Origin of the sequence: Acinetobacter amyesii (genome assembly GCF_023499985.1) — a bacterium.
GTDB classification, from domain to species: domain Bacteria; phylum Pseudomonadota; class Gammaproteobacteria; order Pseudomonadales; family Moraxellaceae; genus Acinetobacter; species Acinetobacter amyesii.
Window position 1 is genome coordinate 191,737 of sequence record NZ_JAMCOU010000033.1, and the last position, 20,764, is coordinate 212,500.

Below are 20,764 nucleotides of genomic sequence, written 5' to 3' on the forward strand. Positions count from 1 at the left end.
AGGCAAATTCTTAAATGAATATGTAGAAAATAAAAGGATGAAAAATAAACAGTACAAAAAAGCCCGCAAGGAGCGGGCTTTTTTGCGGTGAAGGAATTTTAAATATCCCATTCCACAAAGTTTTTCAGCAATTGCAGACCGGCTGTATGACTTTTTTCTGGGTGAAATTGTGTCGCAAACAAGTTTTCCTTGTGAATTGCGGTACAAAATTCCAAACCATAGTCACAGGTAGCAGCGATAATGCTTGAGTCTTGCGGCTCTACATAGAAGCTATGTACGAAATAGAAACGTGCATCTTGCTCAATGTTTTTCCACATCGGGTGGCTTGGGTCTGCCTGATGCACTTGGTTCCAGCCCATGTGCGGCACTTTTAATCCCTCTACATCAGGGAAGCGTTTAACCGAACCTTCAAAAATACCCAATGCATCTGCACCGCCATTTTCTTCGGAATGCTGCATTAGGGCTTGCATGCCGACACAGATCGCAAGCACAGGTTTATTAAATGCCGCTTTACGGACGACTTCATCAATCCCTGCATCATGCATGCCTTGCATACAGTCACGCATTGCTCCCACACCGGGGAACACAATTTTATCTGCTTGTGCAATCAGCTTAGGATCATTGGTGACATCAACAGTTGCACCCACGTGTTCAAGGGCTTTTGCTGCTGAGTGAAGATTTCCCATGCCATAGTCAAGAAGGGCAATACGGGTCATTACAATGTTCCTTTGGTAGACGCAACAGTATTTTCGGCACGAGGGTCAACTTCACACGCCATACGTAATGCACGGGCAAAGGCTTTAAATACGCTTTCAATTTGGTGGTGGCTGTTTTTACCTTTTAGGTTGTCGATGTGCAGCGTCATTAACGCATGGTTCACAAAACCTTGGAAAAATTCAGAGAAAAGATCCACATCAAAAGTCCCGATGCGCGCGCGAGTGAATGGAATATCCATCCAAAGACCCGGACGGCCAGATAAATCCACCACAACACGACTCAGTGATTCATCAAGTGGCGCATAGAAGTGACCGTAGCGACGTAAGCCTTTTTTATTGCCCAATGCTTGAGCAAAGGCTTGGCCAAGTGTAATCCCACAGTCTTCTACGGTATGATGATCGTCAATTTCAAGATCGCCATCACAATGAATATCAATATCAAACAGACCATGTCGCTTGATTTGATCAATCATATGATCTAAAAATGGAACACCAGTGTTTAAAGTGCCTTGACCAGTACCATCAAGATTCACACGAACTCGAATTTTGGTTTCGTTGGTGTTTCTTACCACTTCACTGATACGATCTGTCATAGACACGTTCCTCAAATACGTCAAAATGATTGATGTAAAAAATATTTTCGCTGTGACGAAAAGTCACCGCATATTAGATTGCTCAGGAGGGTTTATCAATGCCTATTACCGTACATGCCTATACTTCTTTGGAAAATGATGAAGTGCGCAGCCAGCTTGAGCGACTGTATGACACCAGCCCTGAGTTTAGCGACGGTTCAGATGCCATTGAACAACTTGAGCAGAACTTAGCTCAGTATACCTTAGTTTATACTGCAGAATTTAATACAAAATTGATTGGCGCGATTTGGTGTACAGGCCAAGGCGAAAGCAAAACCCTTGAATATATTGTGGTACACCCTGCAAATCGTGGGCGTGGTGTTGCAGAGCGCTTGGTCAGTGAGGCTACTCGTATGGAAGAAGAAAAAGGGGTGAAAACTTTTGAACCAGGTTGTGGCGCGATCCACCGCTGTTTGGCACACATTGGTAAAATTGACGTAGTTGAGTAAAGTTCAATTTTTAAAAGACAGTCTCCGTGCTGTCTTTTTTTCGTCTGAATAATTAAATTGACTCAGATTTAAATGTAAATAAGACAAAAAGTAAGCGATTAGTGTGAAATATTGATTTAAAAATAAACATTTGAGAAAAAAGCCCATGCTTATACTTGACGGCATACAGCTTAAATTGTTTAATACGCCCCATCGGCGTGATAGCTCAGTAGGTAGAGCAACGGATTGAAAATCCGTGTGTCCCCAGTTCGATCCTGGGTCTCGCCACCATATTCAAAACTGATTTTTCAGTTTATCAATCCCTGATCCCATCAGGGATTTTTTTTGCCTAAAAAATATGCATACGAAAAATATTTTTATAAATATGATTGACTAATTAACTGAGATACGGCTTAATACACCGCATCGGCGTGATAGCTCAGTAGGTAGAGCAACGGATTGAAAATCCGTGTGTCCCCAGTTCGATCCTGGGTCTCGCCACCATATTCGAAAAAACCTCAAACCATTGTTTGAGGTTTTTTTTCGTCTGCTGTTTTTCAGGTGTTGATATTTCGCACAGTTTAACTGCTACAATCGATGCCAGATGATGAGCCCAATGGCTATTAGAAAATTATTAAAAAATAAGGGTTAAGGTTATGAAAAAAATATTATTTCCTGTTTTGGTCGGCATGAGTGTCTTGCTGAGCGCATGTGGTGGCGGGGGCGGCAGTAATGTCGATTCTTCCTATTCTAAAACCATTATCCAAAATGGTGTGACCTATGAATGTAAAAGTGAAAATGCAGCAGCGCTTTGTGATAATGGCAATTGCTCTTCCTGTGAATCATCGCTCGATAAAATAATTACAGCATCGTGCAGCACCAGTATTTCCGCAGGGCAAACAATTTATGCCGTGACCAAAACGGGCTGTGTATCCAATATGAAATCGGGCAGCAGAATCACTGCAGCATGTGATAATGGTCTGCTTAAATTAAAAGTTGGATCTAACTTTAGCTTAAATCAGGTGATTAATACGGGTACTACGATGAGCTCTGATGAGTATATTGTCGGCACAGAAGTGCTCCGCTGTGGCTTTTAATCAAATGAACATAGGTTCGTGGAGTGACAGTTGAAGCGACTTCAATATGCGGCGCTTGGACTGCTCTGTTTTGCACTGGGCTATATTGCGGCATCGTGGAATGACCAACCAAGCTTGACATCACCGCCACCTGAGCACTCGCTTGTCTCTTTGGCGACGAATAATCCTGTGGCACTCTTGGCTTTAGATCGAGATGCCTCGGATCAGCCTCATTCTAAAGATATACAGCAACAACTCAAAGGCCAACATCTTCAGCTAAAGAGGATTATTCAGCAGACTTCAGATCAACAATTGGGGCAATATTTACAGCAGGCATTTCCCAATTACAGTTTTGCAGGGATTCAAAATAAGCAACAGTTTGCGCAGCAGATGTTAGACGAATTTCTACAAGCCAAAAATGATCCGCAGCAGCGATTGGCAGGGCAAGCGTATGTGACTGATCAATCACAGACAGATGTAGATAGTGTCTTACCTCGTGAAATCTATGTCACACAGCCGTTGTATGCACATTTTGATACCATGGGTAAAGTTCCAAACAATACGCAAGTTATGGTGCGTTGGACGCATCGTGATAGCGGTGAAGTGCTGCTCTTTACGCCACGCAAAGTTAGTGAGCAACAGCAACAAAACTGGGTGAGTTTCTATCCTATGACTGGATGGAAAACTGGTCATTATGATGTGAAATATTATCAAATGAATGATCAATTAAGCCCGATTGCACAGACCAGTTTTTATATACAGCACGTAATTGAGTAAATATTTGAAGCTCAAATTTTATCGCTGAAGCTATGACTTAAGTGCTAGTTTCCGACCTTGAAAATTCGATTAAACTGATAAAAAAATAAACAATGAATCTCCGCAATGAAAGACCTTTTCTCTACAGGGAGTGCGCTGTATCAACAAGCACGTCCAAGTTATTCTGCTGAAGTCGTCGATAGCATCTTGCAGCATGTTGCCGTGCGTGAACTGGCATGAGACTGTGGTGCAGGTTCAGGTCAATTTACCAAAGGTTTGGCGTCCTATTTTCAACAGGTTTTAGCGACAGATCTGAGTGCCGAACAATTGGCACACGCACCCAATTTAGACAATGTACGTTATGAGCAAGCTAGCGCAGAACATTGTCAGCTTGCTGACCATTCAGTGGATTTAATCACAGTCGCGCAAGCGATTCATTGGTTCGATTTTGCTGCCTTTTATGCAGAAGTACGACGAGTATTGAAACCCCATGGTCACATCGCCATTGTGGGCTATGGTCTGATTCAATTTGAACATGCGGAATTAAACCAGCTTTTACAGGATCTGTATTTTGTCAAGTTAAAAGGGCTATTGGGACGTTGAACGTCGTTACATCGACGAAGAATATCGCAGTATTCCGTTTCCATTTCAGGAGTTAGCGACACCTCAGCTGTTTTTAAATTATAGGTGGCGTTCACAGCAAATTTTAGACTATCTGCAAACATGGTCTGGGCTTAAACACTACCAACAGCAACATCCGACACTTCAGCCATGTGCAGCTTTGCACGATTTCTTTAGCCGTCATCCGCAGCAAGAGTTTGCTTTGTCATTTCCTGTGCTGTTAAGAATCGGGACCGTATAAAAAAGAAAAAGTAGCCGCAATATAGATAGATAAAGGATGAAATCTTAAGTCTAGAATGAGCAACGTGAGGTTTGAATCGGCTGTACTTTCGTGCCGTTTGTCGGGGTTCAATCTAGTAAATTGATTAATTGTTGTACAATAATAGCAGTGTAAATTTTTTCAATTTTCTATTTTTAAATCTCTCGGAATGAACATGATGAATCTCCCTAAATCTGTTTCCGTTTTGGTTTTTGTTAGCGCAGCAATGACGGCTATGAGTACTTTGGCTGCGGAAAAAGCCACTACAAAAGCTGAGGATACCGAACAAAAAGCTATCCAGATGCCTGCTTTAACCATTATGGCAGAGCGTGAAATGCGTGCAGAGACGGGCATTGTTGAGTATCAAGAGCAGGTGGATCGCCGTAAAGCCTTACAGCAACGGGTGATGCAACTTGAGCGCGATACGCAAAACAAAGGTGTCGATGCAACAATCGTATCAAATGTAGATGTCTTGCCTGCGACAGCAGTGCCTGATATGTCGAATTTATCGCCTTTGATGCAGCAGCATGTTTTAGATATTGCCGCAGGTTTGCAGTCTTCTGACCCACGCAATGGTTTATATATTATGTTGCAACCCTTTGGGATAGACCGAAATGCGACCAATGTGCAAATCAGTCGTGATCAAATCAATCTCGGCAATATTGACCGTCAGTTAAATACCAATCCGATCAAGACCCCATAATCGAATACATCTCTACAGCAAATTGAAGGCGAAAATTCATGTTTTATCCATGAATTTTCGTTTTGATGACATGCGCAATTTAAGACTTTCTATATTGATGATTTCAAATAGCCTCCTTAAAAAGCATGGCTATTTTATCGTCAATCTTCAAACTTTTGGTTAAACTGAATAAAAGGGCATTCGGAGCTCATTATGCCGCGTATCTTTGTTGTCTTAGCCAGTGCTACGGTATTGGTCTTTGGATGGATGTTTTATCAATATTCAGTACAGCAAAAAGAAGCTGTGCAACTCTCGACCTATGAAACGGTTTTGCGCGAAAAAACCGAGCAAATTTTTCAGCAAGCTCAGCACTGGGAAGAACCGATACAACTTAATGTGACAGATGCACGGCTAACGGGTGATTATAAAATCATGTCGGATTTTATTTTGAGCCAAATGCTGCAGCGTGCAGAAGCGCGAAATCAGTATATTCGTGATCTTAAAGCACTGAATTGGGATAAATTTCTTGATATCGATCGCTTATTAAAAGATAAAAAAAACCAATATCAAGAGACTGAGCAAATGCTGCAGCAGGTGCATGCAGTGGTCGATGCTTATGAGCAAAAAACCACACAGCAAGAGGAAAATGGTTTAGCTCAGGCCAAACAGTTGGCGGTCAAACAGGTGTTTCGTCAGCAAATTGCCCAGAGTTTAAGAGACAGTCGTGATAGTGATGAGTCGCATGCTTTATTTGAGTTAGAAAAGCAAAGCTTGGCGAAGGCTGATGAGCTCTTTGCTGTGCTGAAAGCCAATAAATGGGAAAAGAAAAATAAATTATTTATGTTCTATGAAGATGCGCCTTTAAAGCAGTTTAATCAGCTTTATACAGAGATGTTAGCGCTTAATGCGCAAATGGATGAGATCCGCCAAAAGAACCGTTCAGAGTTGAAACAAAAGCTTTAACTGACTGTCATCTCTCTTTCAAATTTGCGCGATAAAGTGGCTTATAGCAGGGTTTTACATCATATAGAGGTCCATGCTCATGCGAGCTATTCAGATTTTTGATGATATTCAGCAGGTCTATATCGACTTTATCGCGAACCGCCAATATCCACGTTTGGAAAGTTTAAACAATTGGGGCAAGAACCGTTTTTTCTTCAGTCAGTATTTTCGCATGATTGAAGATTGGCATCTGACTGAACAGATTGTGATTGAATTTAATCAACAATTTTATAGTTTGGATACAGGGACGGCCCCTGACTTTATGGATCAAGATAAATACATGGCTTGGTTGATGGAACAATTACAAATATTAAAATAAGTCCTTTTCATTCAAATTATTCAGCACAGCTTCAAGACATGTTATACAAGTGAAAGCCATCCTTTAGCGGATGGCTTTTTTGTTGCTATCAAGCATCAATTTGGGAACTGAGTTCCGAACTAGCATGAATAACGCAAAAAACATTGGCTTTAAAAACAGTCTTCGATTGTTTAAATTGCAAATTTAATACAACTATTAATCAATAGTGTGACTTAAATCACTTAAAATACGCCGAAAATTTAAACATAAATTTTTAGCCAGCAGCCCATAACGCATAAGAAGCTGAGCTGTATTGAACTTGCAATCATTCTAACCTTAGACCGATTGGCTTTGAATGAAAGGTTTATCGCCATTTTTAGAGACGATTTTTTTAGCGTATGAAAAAATTAATACTGCTATGGCTTGCCATATGTGCGGTTTCATTGGTGTCGATAGGCTATACCTATGAATTATTCATTAGCCCTGTTTGGGTGGTAAATGCATTCGCTGCCTATGGCATGATTTTAATGCGGAAGCATTTAAGCCACGATTTACTGATCGTACTCTATGCTTTTAGTGCGATTTTTGTGGCTTCGCTGATGGTTGATCCCGCCAAGACATTAGAGGATAAATTTCTCCTGTGTGCGATTTCGGCATTTCAAATTTGGGTATTTATTAAAGCCTATTTGGCACTGAGCCATTTAAAAAAACGCCGCTTTAAGCGAACCCTAATGTTAGCTGTTCCGAGTATCGTGAGTGCTTTTGCAGGCAGTCTCTTGTTTGTAGCGTGCTTTCAGATGGACAACCAATACTTTGCCTTTGTTGATTATTTTCTAGAGCAATTTGCAACAAGTTTGGCTGTGGTATGTTTATTATTTGGTGTTCAGCGTTGGGTGAATGTGCCGTGGGTGGATTATGGCTATCTGATCGTGGCACTGGCCGTCCAATATGTGATCTCAAATGATCAGATCTTCTATGCTTGCATGGTCTTGCCTTTATTGATGTGTTATTACGCGATCAAATACGAACTCAAAACCTTTTGCTGGCTGATTGGTTTAATGACGCTGATCTGTGGCTGGTATGGTGCCATGCCATTGGCTGGGGAATATTGGTCGGATGCACAAGTACATATGCTCTCGCGGATCAGTTCTTATCGTTTGGCATTGGGTATTTATCTGATCATTTTTCTGTTTATTTGTGAGCTATATGCACGAAATAAACGCCTGTATTTGGCTTTGCAACGTGTAAGTTTTTGCGATGAGTTGACGGGGCTGAAAAATCGCCATGCTTTTAAAGAACAAATATTTATAGAGGGTGCGGTTGATAAAGGCTGTGTCATTTTGCTCGATGTCGATAATTTTAAAAAAATTAATGACCAATATGGACACCAAATGGGGGACAGTGTTTTGGTGCATTTGGCAAAAATCTTAAAAAATTGTAGTCCTCGCGCGAGTTTTATCAGTCGCTGGGGCGGTGAAGAATTTTTAATTTTGCTCGAAGGTGCCGATTTGGAGCAGGGTAAAATGTTGTGTGAAACAATTTTGGAACGCTGCGAACATGTACCGTTTCGAAAAGATCAATTAAGGCTAGATGTCAGCTTTAGTATGGGCTTGGCCGAGTTTCAACAGTTGAGTTTGTCTAATTACTCCACGACTCTACAGCATGTCGATGCCTGCCTATATCAGGCGAAATCACAGGGGAAAAATCAGTTTGTTTATCAAAAGATTATTCCGTTGGCAGAAAGCAGTATTGCAGTCTAAATGGGCAAAAAAAAGATGCCGTGAAGGCATCTTTTTTAGCATTTAATCAATGATTAAGCTGCTTTTTTGAACCAAGAAAAGAAACCTTTTTTCTCAGCTTTTGCTGCTTCAGCTTTTTTCTCTGCACATTTTTTAGCGCAGTCTTTTTTCGCTTCAGCTTTTACTTCTTCAGTTTTAGTTTCAACAGCTTCTTTTGCATCAGTTGCTTTTTCTACAGCTGCATCTTTTGCTTCAACAGTTTTTGTAACGACAGCATCTTTAGTTGCTACAGTTTTTGCTACAGTCGCGTCTTTTGCTGCAACAGTGTTCGCAACAACAGCGTCTTTAGCCGCTACAGTTTTTGCTACAGTTGCATCTTTTGCTGCAACTGCAGCTTCTTTAGTTGCTGCTGCTTTTTCTACAACTGCTTTTTTCATGTCAGCAGTTTTGGCTTTAGTGGTTTCTTTTACTGTTAAAGTTTTAGTTTGAGTCGCTTTTTCTGCAACAGCCACTTGAGTTTTAGCAGCATCTTGAGTTGCTTGAGCAGCAGCTACAGTTGCAGTTTTCGCTTGTGCAGCTTGAGCTTTTACAGCTTCAACAGCAGTCGCAGGTTTTTGTTCTACAGCAGTAGTTGCCATAGCAGAAGTTGTAGCAGCAACTAAAGCAACAGCTAAAGTAGTTTTGATCGCGTTCATAGTCATCACTCTATAAAACTTAGTTAAAATAAGGCATTGTAAATTTTATGCCTTATCAACAGCGCTTAGGTTACACGGCACAGAGTAAGGGATTTGATTGTGTGAATATTCCACCAATGTTACAAACGGATAACATGGTGTAACGCAGAAAAACAAACAAAAACAGCATGCATTGCATAGCATTCGAAATTTTCAATTCAAAGCTGATTTAAAATCACTGTTAAAGCCGTTATGGTGAATATACATTTCCGCCATTGGTATGGCATAAAAATAACGTCGCATGAGGGATAACTACAGATGCAGCAGCTTATTTGTTATAAACAGTTCCCTGTGTGGACGCAGCAGTCGATTCCACACGGTTTTAAACAACAGCACAATACCAAAGCAGGCACATGGGCAAAACTCACCGTGCTGCAAGGTGAAGTAAATTTTGCCATGTTAGATGCGTCTGGAAATGTCCTCTCGACGCATGTATTTAGTCCAGACCTACCACCGCCGTTTATCGAACCGCAGGCGTGGCACAAGATTATCTCTGCGAGTGATGATGTACAGTGTCAGCTACGGTTTTACTGTCTGCTACAGGATTACTTCAGCAAGAAATATCAGCTGACCTCCACCCATTCCGAAGTGCTGGCTGCCATGCCTTATTTAAAAGGCGGTCGTGCTCTGGATGTAGGCTGTGGTTCGGGTCGTAACGCCCTGTATTTAAGCCAACACGGCTTTAATGTTGAGGCCTGGGATGTGAATGAAAACAGCCTGCAGGCCTTAAGGCAGATCATCCAGACCGAGCAGATCGAAAATATCAGTGTGCAGCAACGAGATTTAAATGCCAATCCTGCCATTGAGGGCAGTTATGACTTTATCTGCTGCACCGTGGTGATGATGTTCTTGCAGGCTGATACCATTCCACCACTCATTGCACAGATGCAGCAGGCGACTGTTCCGGGAGGCTATAACCTGATTGTCTGTGCAATGGACACACCAGATATTCCGGCACAGCCTGACTTTCCTTTTACTTTTAAAGAAGGAGAGTTAAGTGCGCTTTACGAAGGCTGGAACATTGTGAAATACAATGAAAATGTCGGAGAGTTGCATCGGGTGGATGCAGAGGGAAATCGAATTCAACAGCATTTTGCGACGTTGTTGGCGCAGAAAATTTAAGCCTAGTATTTTAGGATGTTGAGTTGAAGAGTTGGGGATCAACTCAACACTTACTTTACTTAAACTGAAATAATGGAAACATTTTTGAGTTAGTTTGGCAGTATTTATATTTAGGTCGAGTAATTTAATAAAATGTACCCAAATGAGTAATTTAGGTTAATAAATGATGTTGATTATTTTTTAGTGGTCATAGAATATTTTAACGAAATGAATTTTTAAACTTATTTAGAGCTGACCCTTGTTAAGCCTAAATGTGGTAAATTTGAACACTTAATCTCTGTTGTTGCATGCTGAAAAGCGTTGTACTCAGCATGCAACTTTATATCTGAGCCTGAACTTAATTTACTTTAGTTTCAAACAATGGATTAAGGATTTGGTCTGCTTGTAAATTATGGTTATTAGTAGAGTAGATTCTACCTTTAAGTAAGTCAGCTTTATGCCATTCGAATGTTTGCTTATCTAAGTCTAATAAACGAACTGAGTATTGCTGACCCTCCTTAGGCATGTATGCTGTAACTATTCCAGCACCTGCACCCATAGTTGCTAGTGTTACACCTACACTTAAGGCACCCATGGCAAATTTACTTCCTACAGATGCATTCAATCCATCAAGCGAAACTAAAAAAATATAGTTTGAGTTTGCCCATTCTTTTAAAGTCTTGACAGTTTTTTCATCAAGCTGAGGCATATCTAGTTTTGCATTTCTATTTCGAACATTTGATAAATTTACAGCATCTGTTTTGGCTATAAACTGAGTAAGTGCAAATGCTGCTGCACGTTGATCATCAGTCATATTGCTATTTTGATTTAGAAGAGGATATGTGCTGATAGGCGCTCTTTTAGAATTGCTATCAACCTGAAATTCGTATTTTTTAAGCTGTTCTTCAGGCATTGAACCACAAATAAACGGCGTAGCAGAGGTACTAACAGTGACATTATGTTGGTTTAACTGTTGTGTAAAAGTTTGAATAAACTTCTCACTTGTAAGTTTAGTAGGCTCGATGAGTACTAAATCTTTCCCTAATTCATTGGTTAAAAGGCATGAGTTCACAAAAATCGCTACAGGTTTTACTTGGATTGCAGCTTGGGTCTGATTTAATTTTTGGCGCGACTCTTCGGAGATTTTTGTTGTTGCACAACCTGTAAATGCAAGACTGGCGATCAGTGGTAACACAATATTTTTCATAGAAACTCTTGTTTGGTTTTGTTTGATTTCTATGCGTATTATGCATAAATTGTGTTAATAATCTAATTAAATCTTTATTAAAAAACCCCGCAAAAGCGGGGTTCTTTTTAGTCACGTATTTAAGAATTAAACACGTTCAATCACTGTTGCGATACCTTGACCTAGACCAATACACATGGTCGCAAGACCGATTTGTGTATCTTGCTGTTCCATAACGTTCAGCAAAGTCGTTGTGATACGTGCGCCAGAACAACCCAATGGGTGACCCAAAGCGATTGCACCACCGTTCAAGTTCACACGGTCTTGTTGGTCATAAATGCCTAAGCCTTTAAGAACAGACAAACCTTGTGCTGCGAACGCTTCGTTCAATTCAAACGTTTGAATATCAGCAATTGACAAGCCAGCACGTTTAAGCGCTTTTTGAGTTGCTGGTACAGGACCATAACCCATGATCGCAGCATCACAGCCTGCAACCGCCATAGAACGAATCACAGCACGTGGCTTAAGACCTAAAGCTTGAGCACGTTCAGCAGACATCAATAACATTGCAGACGCACCATCAGACAATGCTGATGAAGTCGCAGCAGTTACTGTACCGCCTTTCGGATCGAATACTGGACGTAAAGCTTGGAATGCTTCAAGGTTTGCATCAGGACGAATCACTTCATCGATATCGCACAGAATTTTGAAGCCATTTGCATCGTGACCTTCAACGCCCACGATTTCATTTTTGAAACGACCTTCTTGTGTTGCAGCCCAAGCACGGCGATGAGATTCCACACCAAACGCATCTTGTTCTTCACGCGAAATACCGTTCATACGACCTAACATTTCAGCCGTTAAGCCCATCATGTTAGATGCTTTTGCATAGTGCTTAGACGCTTCTGGGTTGATGTCGATGCCGTGCATCATGCCAACGTGACCCATGTGCTCTACACCACCAATGATGAAGATATCACCTTGGTTGGTTGCAATTTGCGCAGCCGCTGTGTGGATTGCTTGCATAGAAGAACCACAAAGACGGTTCACTGTTTGACCTGCAACAGTCTTTGGAAGATCAGCCAATAACGCAATGTTACGACCAATGTTCATACCTTGCTCTAGGGTTTGGTTTACACAGCCCCAGATTACGTCTTCAACTTCATTGGTATCAAACTGGTTACGAGCAACAAGCGCACGTACTAATTCAGCAGATAAGCTGTCAGCACGGACGTTACGGAACATACCATTTTTGGTTTTACCCATTGCTGAACGTACGCCATCAACGATGACAACGTCACGTGGATTTAAAGTAGCCATTCACGTTGCTCCTTAACCGTAGAATTTTTTGTTGTTTGCAGCCATGTCACGCAACATTTGTGGCGCTTCATAAGCCTTACCTAAATACGCATATTTGTCGCAAAGCGCTACGTATTCAGCGACACCTGTTTGGTCGATGTAACGGCATGGACCACCACGGAATGGAGGGAAACCTACACCCATGATCATCGCCATATCTGCTTCAGCAGCAGTCGCTACGATATTGTCTTCTAGGCAACGAACAGTTTCGTTACAGAACGTCAGCATCATACGGTCAATGATTTCTTGCGCATCAAATTCACGTTTTTCCGCAGTTGCAACAGAAGCCACAAGTTCGTAAGCCACTGGATCAACCACTTTGGCTTTCTTACCTTTACGGTCAAGTTCGTATTTGTAGAAACCAACGTCATTCTTTTGACCCAAACGTTTTGCTTCGTACATTGTTTGAATTGAACCTTTGAAGTCAGGCTTCATGCGGTCAGGGAAACCTTCTGCCATTACTTCCGCACCGTGTACGCCTGTGTCGATACCCACAACGTCGATGAGGTAAGCAGGACCCATTGGCCAGCCGAATTTTTCCATGACTTTGTCGACTTGTTGGAAGTCAGCACCGTCTTTCAATAGAAGGTCAAATGCACCAAAGTAAGGGAACAATACGCGGTTCACCAAGAAGCCTGGGCAGTCGTTAACCACGATTGGTGTTTTACCCATTTTCTGAGCAAGAACTACAGTCGTTGCAATCGCTTCAGCAGACGTCTTTTCACCACGGATCACTTCTACCAATGGCATCATGTGAACTGGGTTAAAGAAGTGCATACCTACGAAGTTTTCAGGACGTTGTAGGTTTTCAGCCAAACGTGTGATTGAAATTGTTGACGTGTTCGAAGCAATGATCGTGTTTTCACGAACATTCTTCTCAGTTTCAGCAAGTACGATACCCTTAACTTTAGGGTTCTCTGTAACTGCTTCAATCACGATGTCCACTTCTTTAAACTCGTCATAGCTTAAAGTCGGACGGATGCGCGCAAGAGTTTCACCCATTTTCGCCGCAGTCATTTTTTTGCGATCAACTTGTTTAGTCAACAATTTGTTCGCTTCAGACATACCTAACGCCAATTGTGGGTTACCAATGTCTTTCATGATGATTGGTGTGCCTTTGCTTGCCGCTTGGTAAGCAATACCACCACCCATGATACCTGCGCCTAGTACAGCAGCTTGGTTGACAGGGTGAGCACCTTTTTCATATTTCTTCGAAGTTTTCTTCACAATTTGGTCGTTAAGGAATAAACCAATTAACGCACCTGCTTGTGGAGTCACAGCCGCTTTAGCAAAACCTTGCGCTTCGATTTTCAATGCTTCATCACGTGGAAGGCTTGCACCTGCTTGTAATGAGTCTAGAAGAAGTTTTGGCGCTGGGTATTGAGCAGGATTTGCTTTTGCAAGAACTGCACCTTTCGCTGTATTGAATGCCATCATTTGTTCAAGCATGTTCAATTTAACAGGATCTAATTTTTCTTGACGTTTTGCTTTCCAGTCTACACGGCCAGCAATCGCTTGTTTCACAAGGTCAATTGCAGCGTCTTGTAGTTTGTCTGCAGCAACAACTGCATCAACAGCACCGTCTTTGAGCGCAGCAGCCGGCTTTTTCGGTGCAGCCATTGCCATCCATTCAACCGCATTGTCGATACCAATCACGCGGCTTAAACGAACCGTACCACCAAAACCAGGGTAGATACCCAGTTTGATTTCTGGAAGGCCAACTTGTGCAGCTTCTGACATCACACGATAGTCACACACTAAGCACATTTCAAAACCGCCGCCCAATGCCATACCATTGATTGCAGCAACTTTAGGAACGTTTAGATCTTCAAACGCATTGAAGATGTCGTGAACAGGCAATGCCCAATCCACAATCGCTTGTTCGCCTTGAGCGAAGTTGTCACCGAATTCAGTGATATCTGCACCCACGATAAATGTAGATTTACCTGAAGTAACGATTAAACCTTTGATGTCACCGTTTGCTTTAACAGCGTCAATTGCAGCTTTAAAATCTTCAATTGTTGCGCGGTTAAACTTGTTGACCGACTCACCTTGTAAGTCAAAGCGGAATTCTGCAATTCCGTCCGAAAGCATTTGGACGGTAATGGCATTGCCAGCGTGGATCATGCCTGATCTCCTTTATTTTGGAGGACTTCTAAGTTGATGTTGTGAAGCGAGTACGCGGTTCCTGCGTACACTTTATGCCTCGCTAATCTTACGATAACTATATCTAAAAAGAACATAACAAGTTGTATCAAGCCGTGACGCTAGGGTCATCAAAATTTCTTTTGGAAATAGCCTTCGGGTCTGCCTTTAAACGCTATCGCTCTAATTAAATATGTTGAAGCTTATGTTTCAGTTCACATTTTTTTATAAATGTAAGCTATAGATTGAGATGCGAATGAAAAATTCAAGAAAAAAGCAAGTGTATTTTTCGGCAGAATGGTCAATTCACTTTTAACATTGTCATCCATCTTTGCTGAGACACAGTGTTCTATGCTGCTTATTTAGGCATCACTGAGCACTATGCTATACTCGCCGCGTTCTCAAAAGTTAATTTTTCATTAAGCACAATGCTTATTAGCACCAGGTCCTCATATGATTAAGTGGATTATCCTGGCGGTCTTTGTCATTTCTGCGTTTTATATTCAGCAACGCGGTAAAGTCCGTCATTCATTTTATCGTCAGTTTTTTGATCATTCGACATTGCTCGCACCGATCAATTTTCTCATGTACATGTTTTCAAAAGTGCCGAGTCAACCTTATATCGACACGCAGCATTTTAAAGATTTAAAAGTCTTAGATGAAAACTGGGAAATGATTCGTGATGAAGCCAAGGCCTTGTATGAAAAAGGGGGTATCAAAGCATCGAGTACTTATGATGACCTTGGATTTAACTCATTCTTTAAAACCGGTTGGAAACGCTTTTATTTAAAATGGTATGACTCAGCTCATCCTTCGGCTGCTGAACTTTGCCCAAAAACTACGGCCTTGTTAAAAAATTTACCCACTATTAAAGCCGCGATGTTTACTGAGTTGGCGCCCGACAGTCGTTTAGTCCGTCATCGAGATCCCTATGCCGGTTCATTGCGTTATCACTTGGGCTTATTGACGCCCAATGACGACCGCTGTTTTATTGATGTCGATGGTCAGCGGTACTCATGGCGTGACGGCGAGAGTGTGGTGTTTGATGAAACCTATATTCACTATGCTGAAAATAAAACGGATCAGAACCGGATCATTTTCTTTGCAGACGTTGAACGGCCATTAAAGTCGAAGTGGATGGAAGCTTTTAACCATTGGTTTGGTAAAAATGTCATGACTGCTGCAAGTTCACCGAATGAAAGCGGTGATAAAACAGGTGGTTTAAATAAAGTATTTGGCTATGTCTATCAAATTCGCATAAAAGCCAAAGCCTTGAAAAAAACCAATCGTTCACTGTATTACTTTTTAAAGTGGTTCCTAATGTTGGGGTTGTTCTTCCTGATTTTTATACGTCCATATTTATTTTAAAAGTAGAATAAATATTGAAAAAATGCGCCCTTAGGGGCGTTTTTTTATGCTGACAGTCAGCGAAATATCAGTTATCGTGCAAGCAGAATAAAAATAATCATGCAGAGCAAATCAGCAAAAGCAGAAATAGTGTTAGCCAGAATAAGCCAGAAAAAGTGAGCCAATAGACGAGGAATATGATGTTGACGTCCGAACTTAAGCCCATGCAAAACCGTTGAGCTGAAAGAAAAGCGTCATCATCAATGATAGCCAAAACCCAAGGGTGAAAACGGTGGAAGCTTTGCATGCAGGCATGAAGACCTACTGCATAGAAACTCAGTGTAAACGCTTGAAGGGATTGATTTGGCGGGAAGGGTATCCAATTCATGAAAGCAACCAACCAAACATTGATGCATCAAATGCATATTTCGATGCAAGATATAGAACGACGTAAACAGTTGCTTGGCTTGACTGATTTAGAGCTGGCGGAACTGGCTTCGATTGGTGGAATTGTGGCGCCGATCCTCGACAGTATGGTCGATGAATTTTATGAAAATCAGACCTCAATTCCAGAAATTGCCACTTTGATTGGTGATCTTGATACCTTGAAGCGTTTGCAACGCGCGCAGCATCAATATTTATTGGATTTATTTTCCGGGCGCTATGACAGCGCGTATGTGAATAACCGTTTACGGATTGGTTTGGTTCATAAGCGCATAGGTGTAGAGCCGAAGTTGTATCTCTCTGCGGTGCATACCCTAAAGACCATGTTGTTTCGCTTAATTCAGCGTACCTTTAATGATACGGAACAATATCAGCGGATTATTAACACCTTGGAAAAGCTCTTTATGTTCGACACCACATTGGTGGTGGAAACTTATGTGTGGAGTTTGATTAATGAGGTGAAGATCTCCCGTGAAAAAATGGAACAGTATGCGCATGCGCTAGAGTTTCGTGCACAAGAAATGGAAGAACTTTCACAGCGCGATCCATTAACAGGACTGTTAAATGTCCGGCATTTATCGACCTTATTGACCAGTATTTTATATACCGCACAGCGTAATCATGAACCCGTAACAGTAGTGTTTATTGATATCAATGATTTTAAAAAGATCAATGATGAACAAGGTCATCCACGTGGAGATCAGGTACTACAAACGGTTGCTGCGGCCATAAAGTCGGTTGCACGTTTAGATGATCATTGCTTCCGTTATGGCGGAGACGAATTTTGTTTGGTCTTGCCGGGATGTAGTGAAAAGCATGTGGAAGCGAGTTTTATCCCGCGTTTATTAGAAGCGGTGGCTGAAATGGAAGCAGGCTTAAGTTTAAGTATTGGGCTCTGTCAAACAGACCATCAGCAAGGCTATATAGATGCCATGAGCTTGGTACAACAAGCCGATGCTAAAATGTATCAAGAGAAAAAGAATTATAAACGTTTGCAGGAACAACCTATGTCGAAAGAAGCGTGATTCGAGCGTAAAGAACGCCAAAAATAACAATAGATGACTAGCGAAACTTGAGCTAAATGGATCTCCATATTCTTGAAAATAATGTGATAAGTATGCTTATTTCCTGAAAAAATAAAGCTGAAATAGCAGATGCATCCTGCAAAATCTTGTATAGAATAAAAGCAGTTGATGGGGGATAAGATGCAAGTTTTTCGTTCAAAAAAAGATTGGTGGGTGGTGGCGTTTATTGTTTGTATGAGCGGTTTACTCATTCAATTATTACTCACCATGCAAGCCAAAGGCACGATGCAGCAATATCCTCTTCATACCGCGGTGTATATTTTAACGGTGTTATTGCTGTGGTGGCCAATATTCAATACACGTTATCAAATTTCCGCTACAGAATTAAACATCCGTAGCATGTTTCTACATTGGCAGATTCCTTTGCAGGATATCCAACGCATCAGTGCAAGTCAGGATTTGTCTGCGGCACCTGCGCTTTCCATTAAACGTTTAAAAATTGAATATCTTCGAGATGGCAAAACCAAATTTGTCATGGTTTCACCGAAAGATCCGCAAGCTTTTGCTAAAGCGATTGGTGTTCCAATCCAATAAATATAAGAATGCTGAATAAAGGTATGTGAGCATGCCTTTTAAAGACCAGTAAATTATTTAATAATAACCAATTGTCCAAGTTGTGCATCTAGGTGTATTTTAGTTTGTTCGGGATGATTCAAAAAATACACCGCCAAAATAGGTTCAAGTTCAACCCGTATTTTTCGTGCTAAATGTCGTGCGCCATAACGAATATCATGGTTCTGATAAAAATGTGCTTTGGCTGCATCTGTGAGTTTGATACTGCGTTTTTGATGTTGTAGGCGTTGATTAAGTTTTTCCAGTTCAATCTCCACCAAACGAGGTAAAGCATCATCTTGAACGGGTTGATATTGCAGTACACGGTCAATACGGTTAATAAATTCAGGGTCGAATTTACGTTGCATGACTTTTTCAATAATGCTGCTGACCGGCACGCGCTTGAGACAAACCTTTTGTATTTTTTCGGGCAAAAAATTTAACTTATCTAGATATTGCTGTGCCGCTTGTGCACCGACATTGCTGGTCATAAAGATCATACAATTACGAAAGTCGATGGTTTTTGTACCTGAGGTTAGGGTTAATTTTCCGCTATCCAGCACATTCATTAAGCCGCGAAGCACTTCGGTTGACGCTTTTTCCAGTTCATCAAAAAGCACGATGCCCGGTCGGGTATGACTACCTGCAATGGCAACTTCATCAAATAAACTATGGCCTTCTTTAGAACCGACATAGCCCGGAGGCGCACCAGTAATGGCAGCCGCATAATGTTCCTGTGCGAGCGTGTTCATATCAATACGGCAAAAGGCATCAGGTCGGCCATAAATCACTTCACTGATTAAACGCACAGTTTCGGTTTTACCAACACCTGTCGGTCCAAGCATTAAGGTTACGGAGAGCGGTCGTTCAGGACTGGAAAAATCAGCCTTGACCACATGCAGCATTTTTTCGATTTCGTCTAATGCTGCTTCTTGTCCAATGATCCGTTGCTTTAAGCGTTGCATAACGTCATGCGGTTCAAAATGAAAACGCGGCTTACCCATCAAACGGTTTTTTTCAGCAGTGCTCTGCGTCGAAGTTGTCGGGTGTACGACATGGATGGCGGGATTGGCGTTCGTCATGCATCATGTTCCTAAAGCGTGATGTTTTGAGCATAGCAAATTTAGAATTTTGCATTAATAGCTTTTAGCAATCAGATCATTGCTATGAGCAACAATAAATTTGCGGGATTGCTTGAAAATGCAGGTAAAAGCATCACATCATGTCAAAGAGCAATATCGAAGATGGAACAAGGCAAAAGTGAACGAAAACGCACGCGAACATATTGAAAAAATTCTTGCCAATATGACGACTCTACCCGGTGTTTACCGCATGCTGGGTAAAGACGGTGAGTTGCTGTATGTGGGTAAAGCAAAGAATTTAAAAAATCGTGTGTCGAGTTATTTTGTGAAAACCATTGAGCATCCCAAGACGCAAGCCTTGGTCGCCCGTATTTATGATATTGAAACCTTGGTGGTGCGTTCTGAAACGGAAGCCCTATTGCTCGAACAAAACCTGATTAAGTTGCATCGTCCGCCGTATAACATCATGCTGCGTGATGATAAGTCTTATGTTTATATTTTTATCTCTGCCGATAAACCCTATCCACGAATTGCCGCAGGACGTGGGAAAGGTAAGCATCAAGCTGGTAAGTTTTTTGGGCCTTATCCGAGTGCTTATAACGCGCGTGATACTTTGGTGGTGCTGCAAAAATTGTTTAATGTGCGTCAGTGTGAAAATAGCTATTTTTCGCAGCGCAAACGACCATGCTTGCAATACCAAATTAAACGCTGTTCCGCGCCTTGTGTGGGTTTGATCTCACCCGAAGATTACAAAGAAGATGTCAATAACTCGATTCGGTTTTTACAAGGCGACACTAAAGAGCTTAATCAAGAGCTGATTGGGAAAATGGAAGCTGCGGCAGAAGCTTTGGAGTTTGAAAAGGCAGTGTTTTATCGTGATCGTATGGCGCTGCTGCGTGATGTGCAAACTCAGCAAGCGATTTATAAAGTCAAAGGTGAGGCTGATATCATTGCCATTGCTTATCAAGCCGGTGTGACCTGTGTGCAAATCATGCATGTGCGCAATGGCAAAATGCTCGGCGGAAAGAGTTATTTCCCTGATATGCAGGGTGATGATCTAGGTCAAATGCTCTCGGACTTCATTGCCAATTTCTACTTTCAAGTTGCAGATGAGATTCCAACTGAACTCATCATCAATGTCGATATTCCAGATCGCAAAGACATGGAAGATGCACTACATCAGCACTTTGATAAAAAAATTCAAATCAAACATAAAGTGCGTGAAACCCGTGCAGAGTGGCAAGAGCTTGCACAAATGAATGTGCAACACGCCATTAAAGGTAAATTGGCTGATCATTTTGAATTGAATGAGCGCTTTCATCAGTTAGAGCAAGTCGTTGGGCGGCCGATTGACAGTATTGAGTGTTTTGATATTTCTCACACTATGGGTGAGGCAACTATCGCGTCTTGTGTGGTCTTTGATGCTGGCGGTGCAAGAAAGCGCGACTATCGCCAATTTTCCATCAATGACATTACCGAAGGCGATGATTATGCTGCAATGCGTCAAGCACTGACCCGCC

General features: G+C 41.6%; 19 protein-coding genes, 2 tRNA genes and 1 pseudogene. 15 read left to right on the top strand and 7 right to left on the bottom strand.

Features of this window, described 5'->3' with window-relative positions; genetic code table 11:
• Window positions 1-98 precede the first annotated feature (98 nt).
• Window positions 99-716: an imidazole glycerol phosphate synthase subunit HisH gene (hisH, locus tag M5F03_RS12400; RefSeq protein WP_249708475.1), complete on the bottom strand. Its 618-nt coding sequence runs from the start codon at window positions 714-716 to the stop codon at window positions 99-101.
• Window positions 716-1,309: an imidazoleglycerol-phosphate dehydratase HisB gene (gene hisB / locus M5F03_RS12405; RefSeq protein WP_078190487.1), complete on the bottom strand. Its 594-nt coding sequence runs from the start codon at window positions 1,307-1,309 to the stop codon at window positions 716-718. The genes hisH and hisB overlap by 1 nt, the downstream gene beginning before the upstream one ends.
• A gap of 98 nt (window positions 1,310-1,407) precedes the next feature.
• Here hisB and M5F03_RS12410 point away from each other — a divergent pair, with 98 nt between their 5' ends.
• From M5F03_RS12410 to M5F03_RS12455, 10 genes and pseudogenes are all read left to right on the top strand, one after another.
• Window positions 1,408-1,797 carry a GNAT family N-acetyltransferase gene (locus M5F03_RS12410; protein WP_078193146.1) on the top strand — a complete coding sequence of 130 codons (390 nt, stop codon included), beginning with the start codon at window positions 1,408-1,410 and terminating at the stop codon, window positions 1,795-1,797.
• Between the two features lie 194 nt (window positions 1,798-1,991).
• Window positions 1,992-2,067: transfer RNA gene (locus M5F03_RS12415), tRNA-Phe, on the top strand.
• Between the two features lie 137 nt (window positions 2,068-2,204).
• Window positions 2,205-2,280 (top strand) — tRNA-Phe (locus tag M5F03_RS12420).
• Between the two features lie 152 nt (window positions 2,281-2,432).
• Window positions 2,433-2,873 (top strand): hypothetical protein, encoded by a 441-nt coding sequence (locus tag M5F03_RS12425; RefSeq protein WP_249708477.1) that lies wholly within the window; start codon window positions 2,433-2,435, stop codon window positions 2,871-2,873.
• A gap of 30 nt (window positions 2,874-2,903) precedes the next feature.
• Entirely contained in the window at window positions 2,904-3,629 is a 726-nt protein-coding gene (locus tag M5F03_RS12430) for a hypothetical protein (RefSeq protein WP_249708480.1), read from the top strand.
• 105 nt (window positions 3,630-3,734) lie between these two features.
• Window positions 3,735-4,470: pseudogene (locus M5F03_RS12435) on the top strand (class I SAM-dependent methyltransferase).
• Between the two features lie 193 nt (window positions 4,471-4,663).
• A complete protein-coding gene (locus M5F03_RS12440; protein WP_249708481.1) occupies window positions 4,664-5,191 on the top strand; it encodes a hypothetical protein in 528 nt (175 codons plus the stop codon).
• Between the two features lie 192 nt (window positions 5,192-5,383).
• Entirely contained in the window at window positions 5,384-6,133 is a 750-nt protein-coding gene (locus M5F03_RS12445; protein WP_111885958.1) for a hypothetical protein, read from the top strand.
• A gap of 79 nt (window positions 6,134-6,212) precedes the next feature.
• Window positions 6,213-6,491 (top strand): hypothetical protein, encoded by a 279-nt coding sequence (locus M5F03_RS12450; RefSeq protein WP_078190480.1) that lies wholly within the window; start codon window positions 6,213-6,215, stop codon window positions 6,489-6,491.
• A 377-nt stretch (window positions 6,492-6,868) separates the two neighbouring features.
• A complete protein-coding gene (locus M5F03_RS12455) occupies window positions 6,869-8,230 on the top strand; it encodes a GGDEF domain-containing protein (protein ID WP_249708482.1) in 1,362 nt (453 codons plus the stop codon).
• Between the two features lie 53 nt (window positions 8,231-8,283).
• Here the strand turns inward: M5F03_RS12455 and M5F03_RS12460 are convergent, their stop codons facing one another.
• Complete coding sequence (locus M5F03_RS12460; protein ID WP_249708483.1) at window positions 8,284-8,904, bottom strand: hypothetical protein; 621 nt, start codon at window positions 8,902-8,904, stop codon at window positions 8,284-8,286.
• 297 nt (window positions 8,905-9,201) lie between these two features.
• Between M5F03_RS12460 and tehB the strand changes: the two genes are divergently transcribed.
• Complete coding sequence (gene tehB, locus M5F03_RS12465; protein ID WP_249708484.1) at window positions 9,202-10,065, top strand: SAM-dependent methyltransferase TehB; 864 nt, start codon at window positions 9,202-9,204, stop codon at window positions 10,063-10,065.
• A gap of 337 nt (window positions 10,066-10,402) precedes the next feature.
• Here the strand turns inward: tehB and M5F03_RS12470 are convergent, their stop codons facing one another.
• The 3 genes from M5F03_RS12470 to fadB form a co-directional block, all read right to left on the bottom strand.
• Window positions 10,403-11,251 carry a hypothetical protein gene (locus tag M5F03_RS12470; protein ID WP_180173028.1) on the bottom strand — a complete coding sequence of 283 codons (849 nt, stop codon included), beginning with the start codon at window positions 11,249-11,251 and terminating at the stop codon, window positions 10,403-10,405.
• A gap of 126 nt (window positions 11,252-11,377) precedes the next feature.
• Window positions 11,378-12,550, bottom strand: a complete 1,173-nt coding sequence (gene fadA / locus M5F03_RS12475; protein ID WP_078193136.1) for an acetyl-CoA C-acyltransferase FadA — start codon at window positions 12,548-12,550, stop codon at window positions 11,378-11,380.
• A 12-nt stretch (window positions 12,551-12,562) separates the two neighbouring features.
• A complete protein-coding gene (gene fadB, locus M5F03_RS12480) occupies window positions 12,563-14,716 on the bottom strand; it encodes a fatty acid oxidation complex subunit alpha FadB (protein WP_180078002.1) in 2,154 nt (717 codons plus the stop codon).
• A gap of 471 nt (window positions 14,717-15,187) precedes the next feature.
• Between fadB and lpxO the strand changes: the two genes are divergently transcribed.
• The 3 genes from lpxO to M5F03_RS12495 all read left to right on the top strand — a co-directional run bounded on the left by lpxO (window position 15,188) and on the right by M5F03_RS12495 (window position 18,144).
• Window positions 15,188-16,102 carry a lipid A hydroxylase LpxO gene (gene lpxO, locus M5F03_RS12485; RefSeq protein WP_111885964.1) on the top strand — a complete coding sequence of 305 codons (915 nt, stop codon included), beginning with the start codon at window positions 15,188-15,190 and terminating at the stop codon, window positions 16,100-16,102.
• Window positions 16,103-16,467: 365 nt separating this feature from the next.
• Window positions 16,468-17,550: a diguanylate cyclase domain-containing protein gene (locus M5F03_RS12490; RefSeq protein WP_180024933.1), complete on the top strand. Its 1,083-nt coding sequence runs from the start codon at window positions 16,468-16,470 to the stop codon at window positions 17,548-17,550.
• A gap of 180 nt (window positions 17,551-17,730) precedes the next feature.
• On the top strand, window positions 17,731-18,144 hold the full coding sequence (locus M5F03_RS12495; RefSeq protein ID WP_180109653.1) for a PH domain-containing protein: 414 nt from the start codon (window positions 17,731-17,733) through the stop codon (window positions 18,142-18,144).
• Between the two features lie 53 nt (window positions 18,145-18,197).
• On the opposite strand, the gene M5F03_RS12500 is transcribed toward M5F03_RS12495, so the two are convergent.
• Window positions 18,198-19,244 (bottom strand): AAA family ATPase, encoded by a 1,047-nt coding sequence (locus M5F03_RS12500; RefSeq protein ID WP_168379013.1) that lies wholly within the window; start codon window positions 19,242-19,244, stop codon window positions 18,198-18,200.
• Window positions 19,245-19,422: 178 nt separating this feature from the next.
• On the opposite strand from M5F03_RS12500, the gene uvrC reads away from it, so the two are divergent.
• The coding region (gene uvrC / locus M5F03_RS12505; RefSeq protein WP_249708489.1) for an excinuclease ABC subunit UvrC at window positions 19,423-20,764 on the top strand (1,342 nt) is incomplete at its 3' end.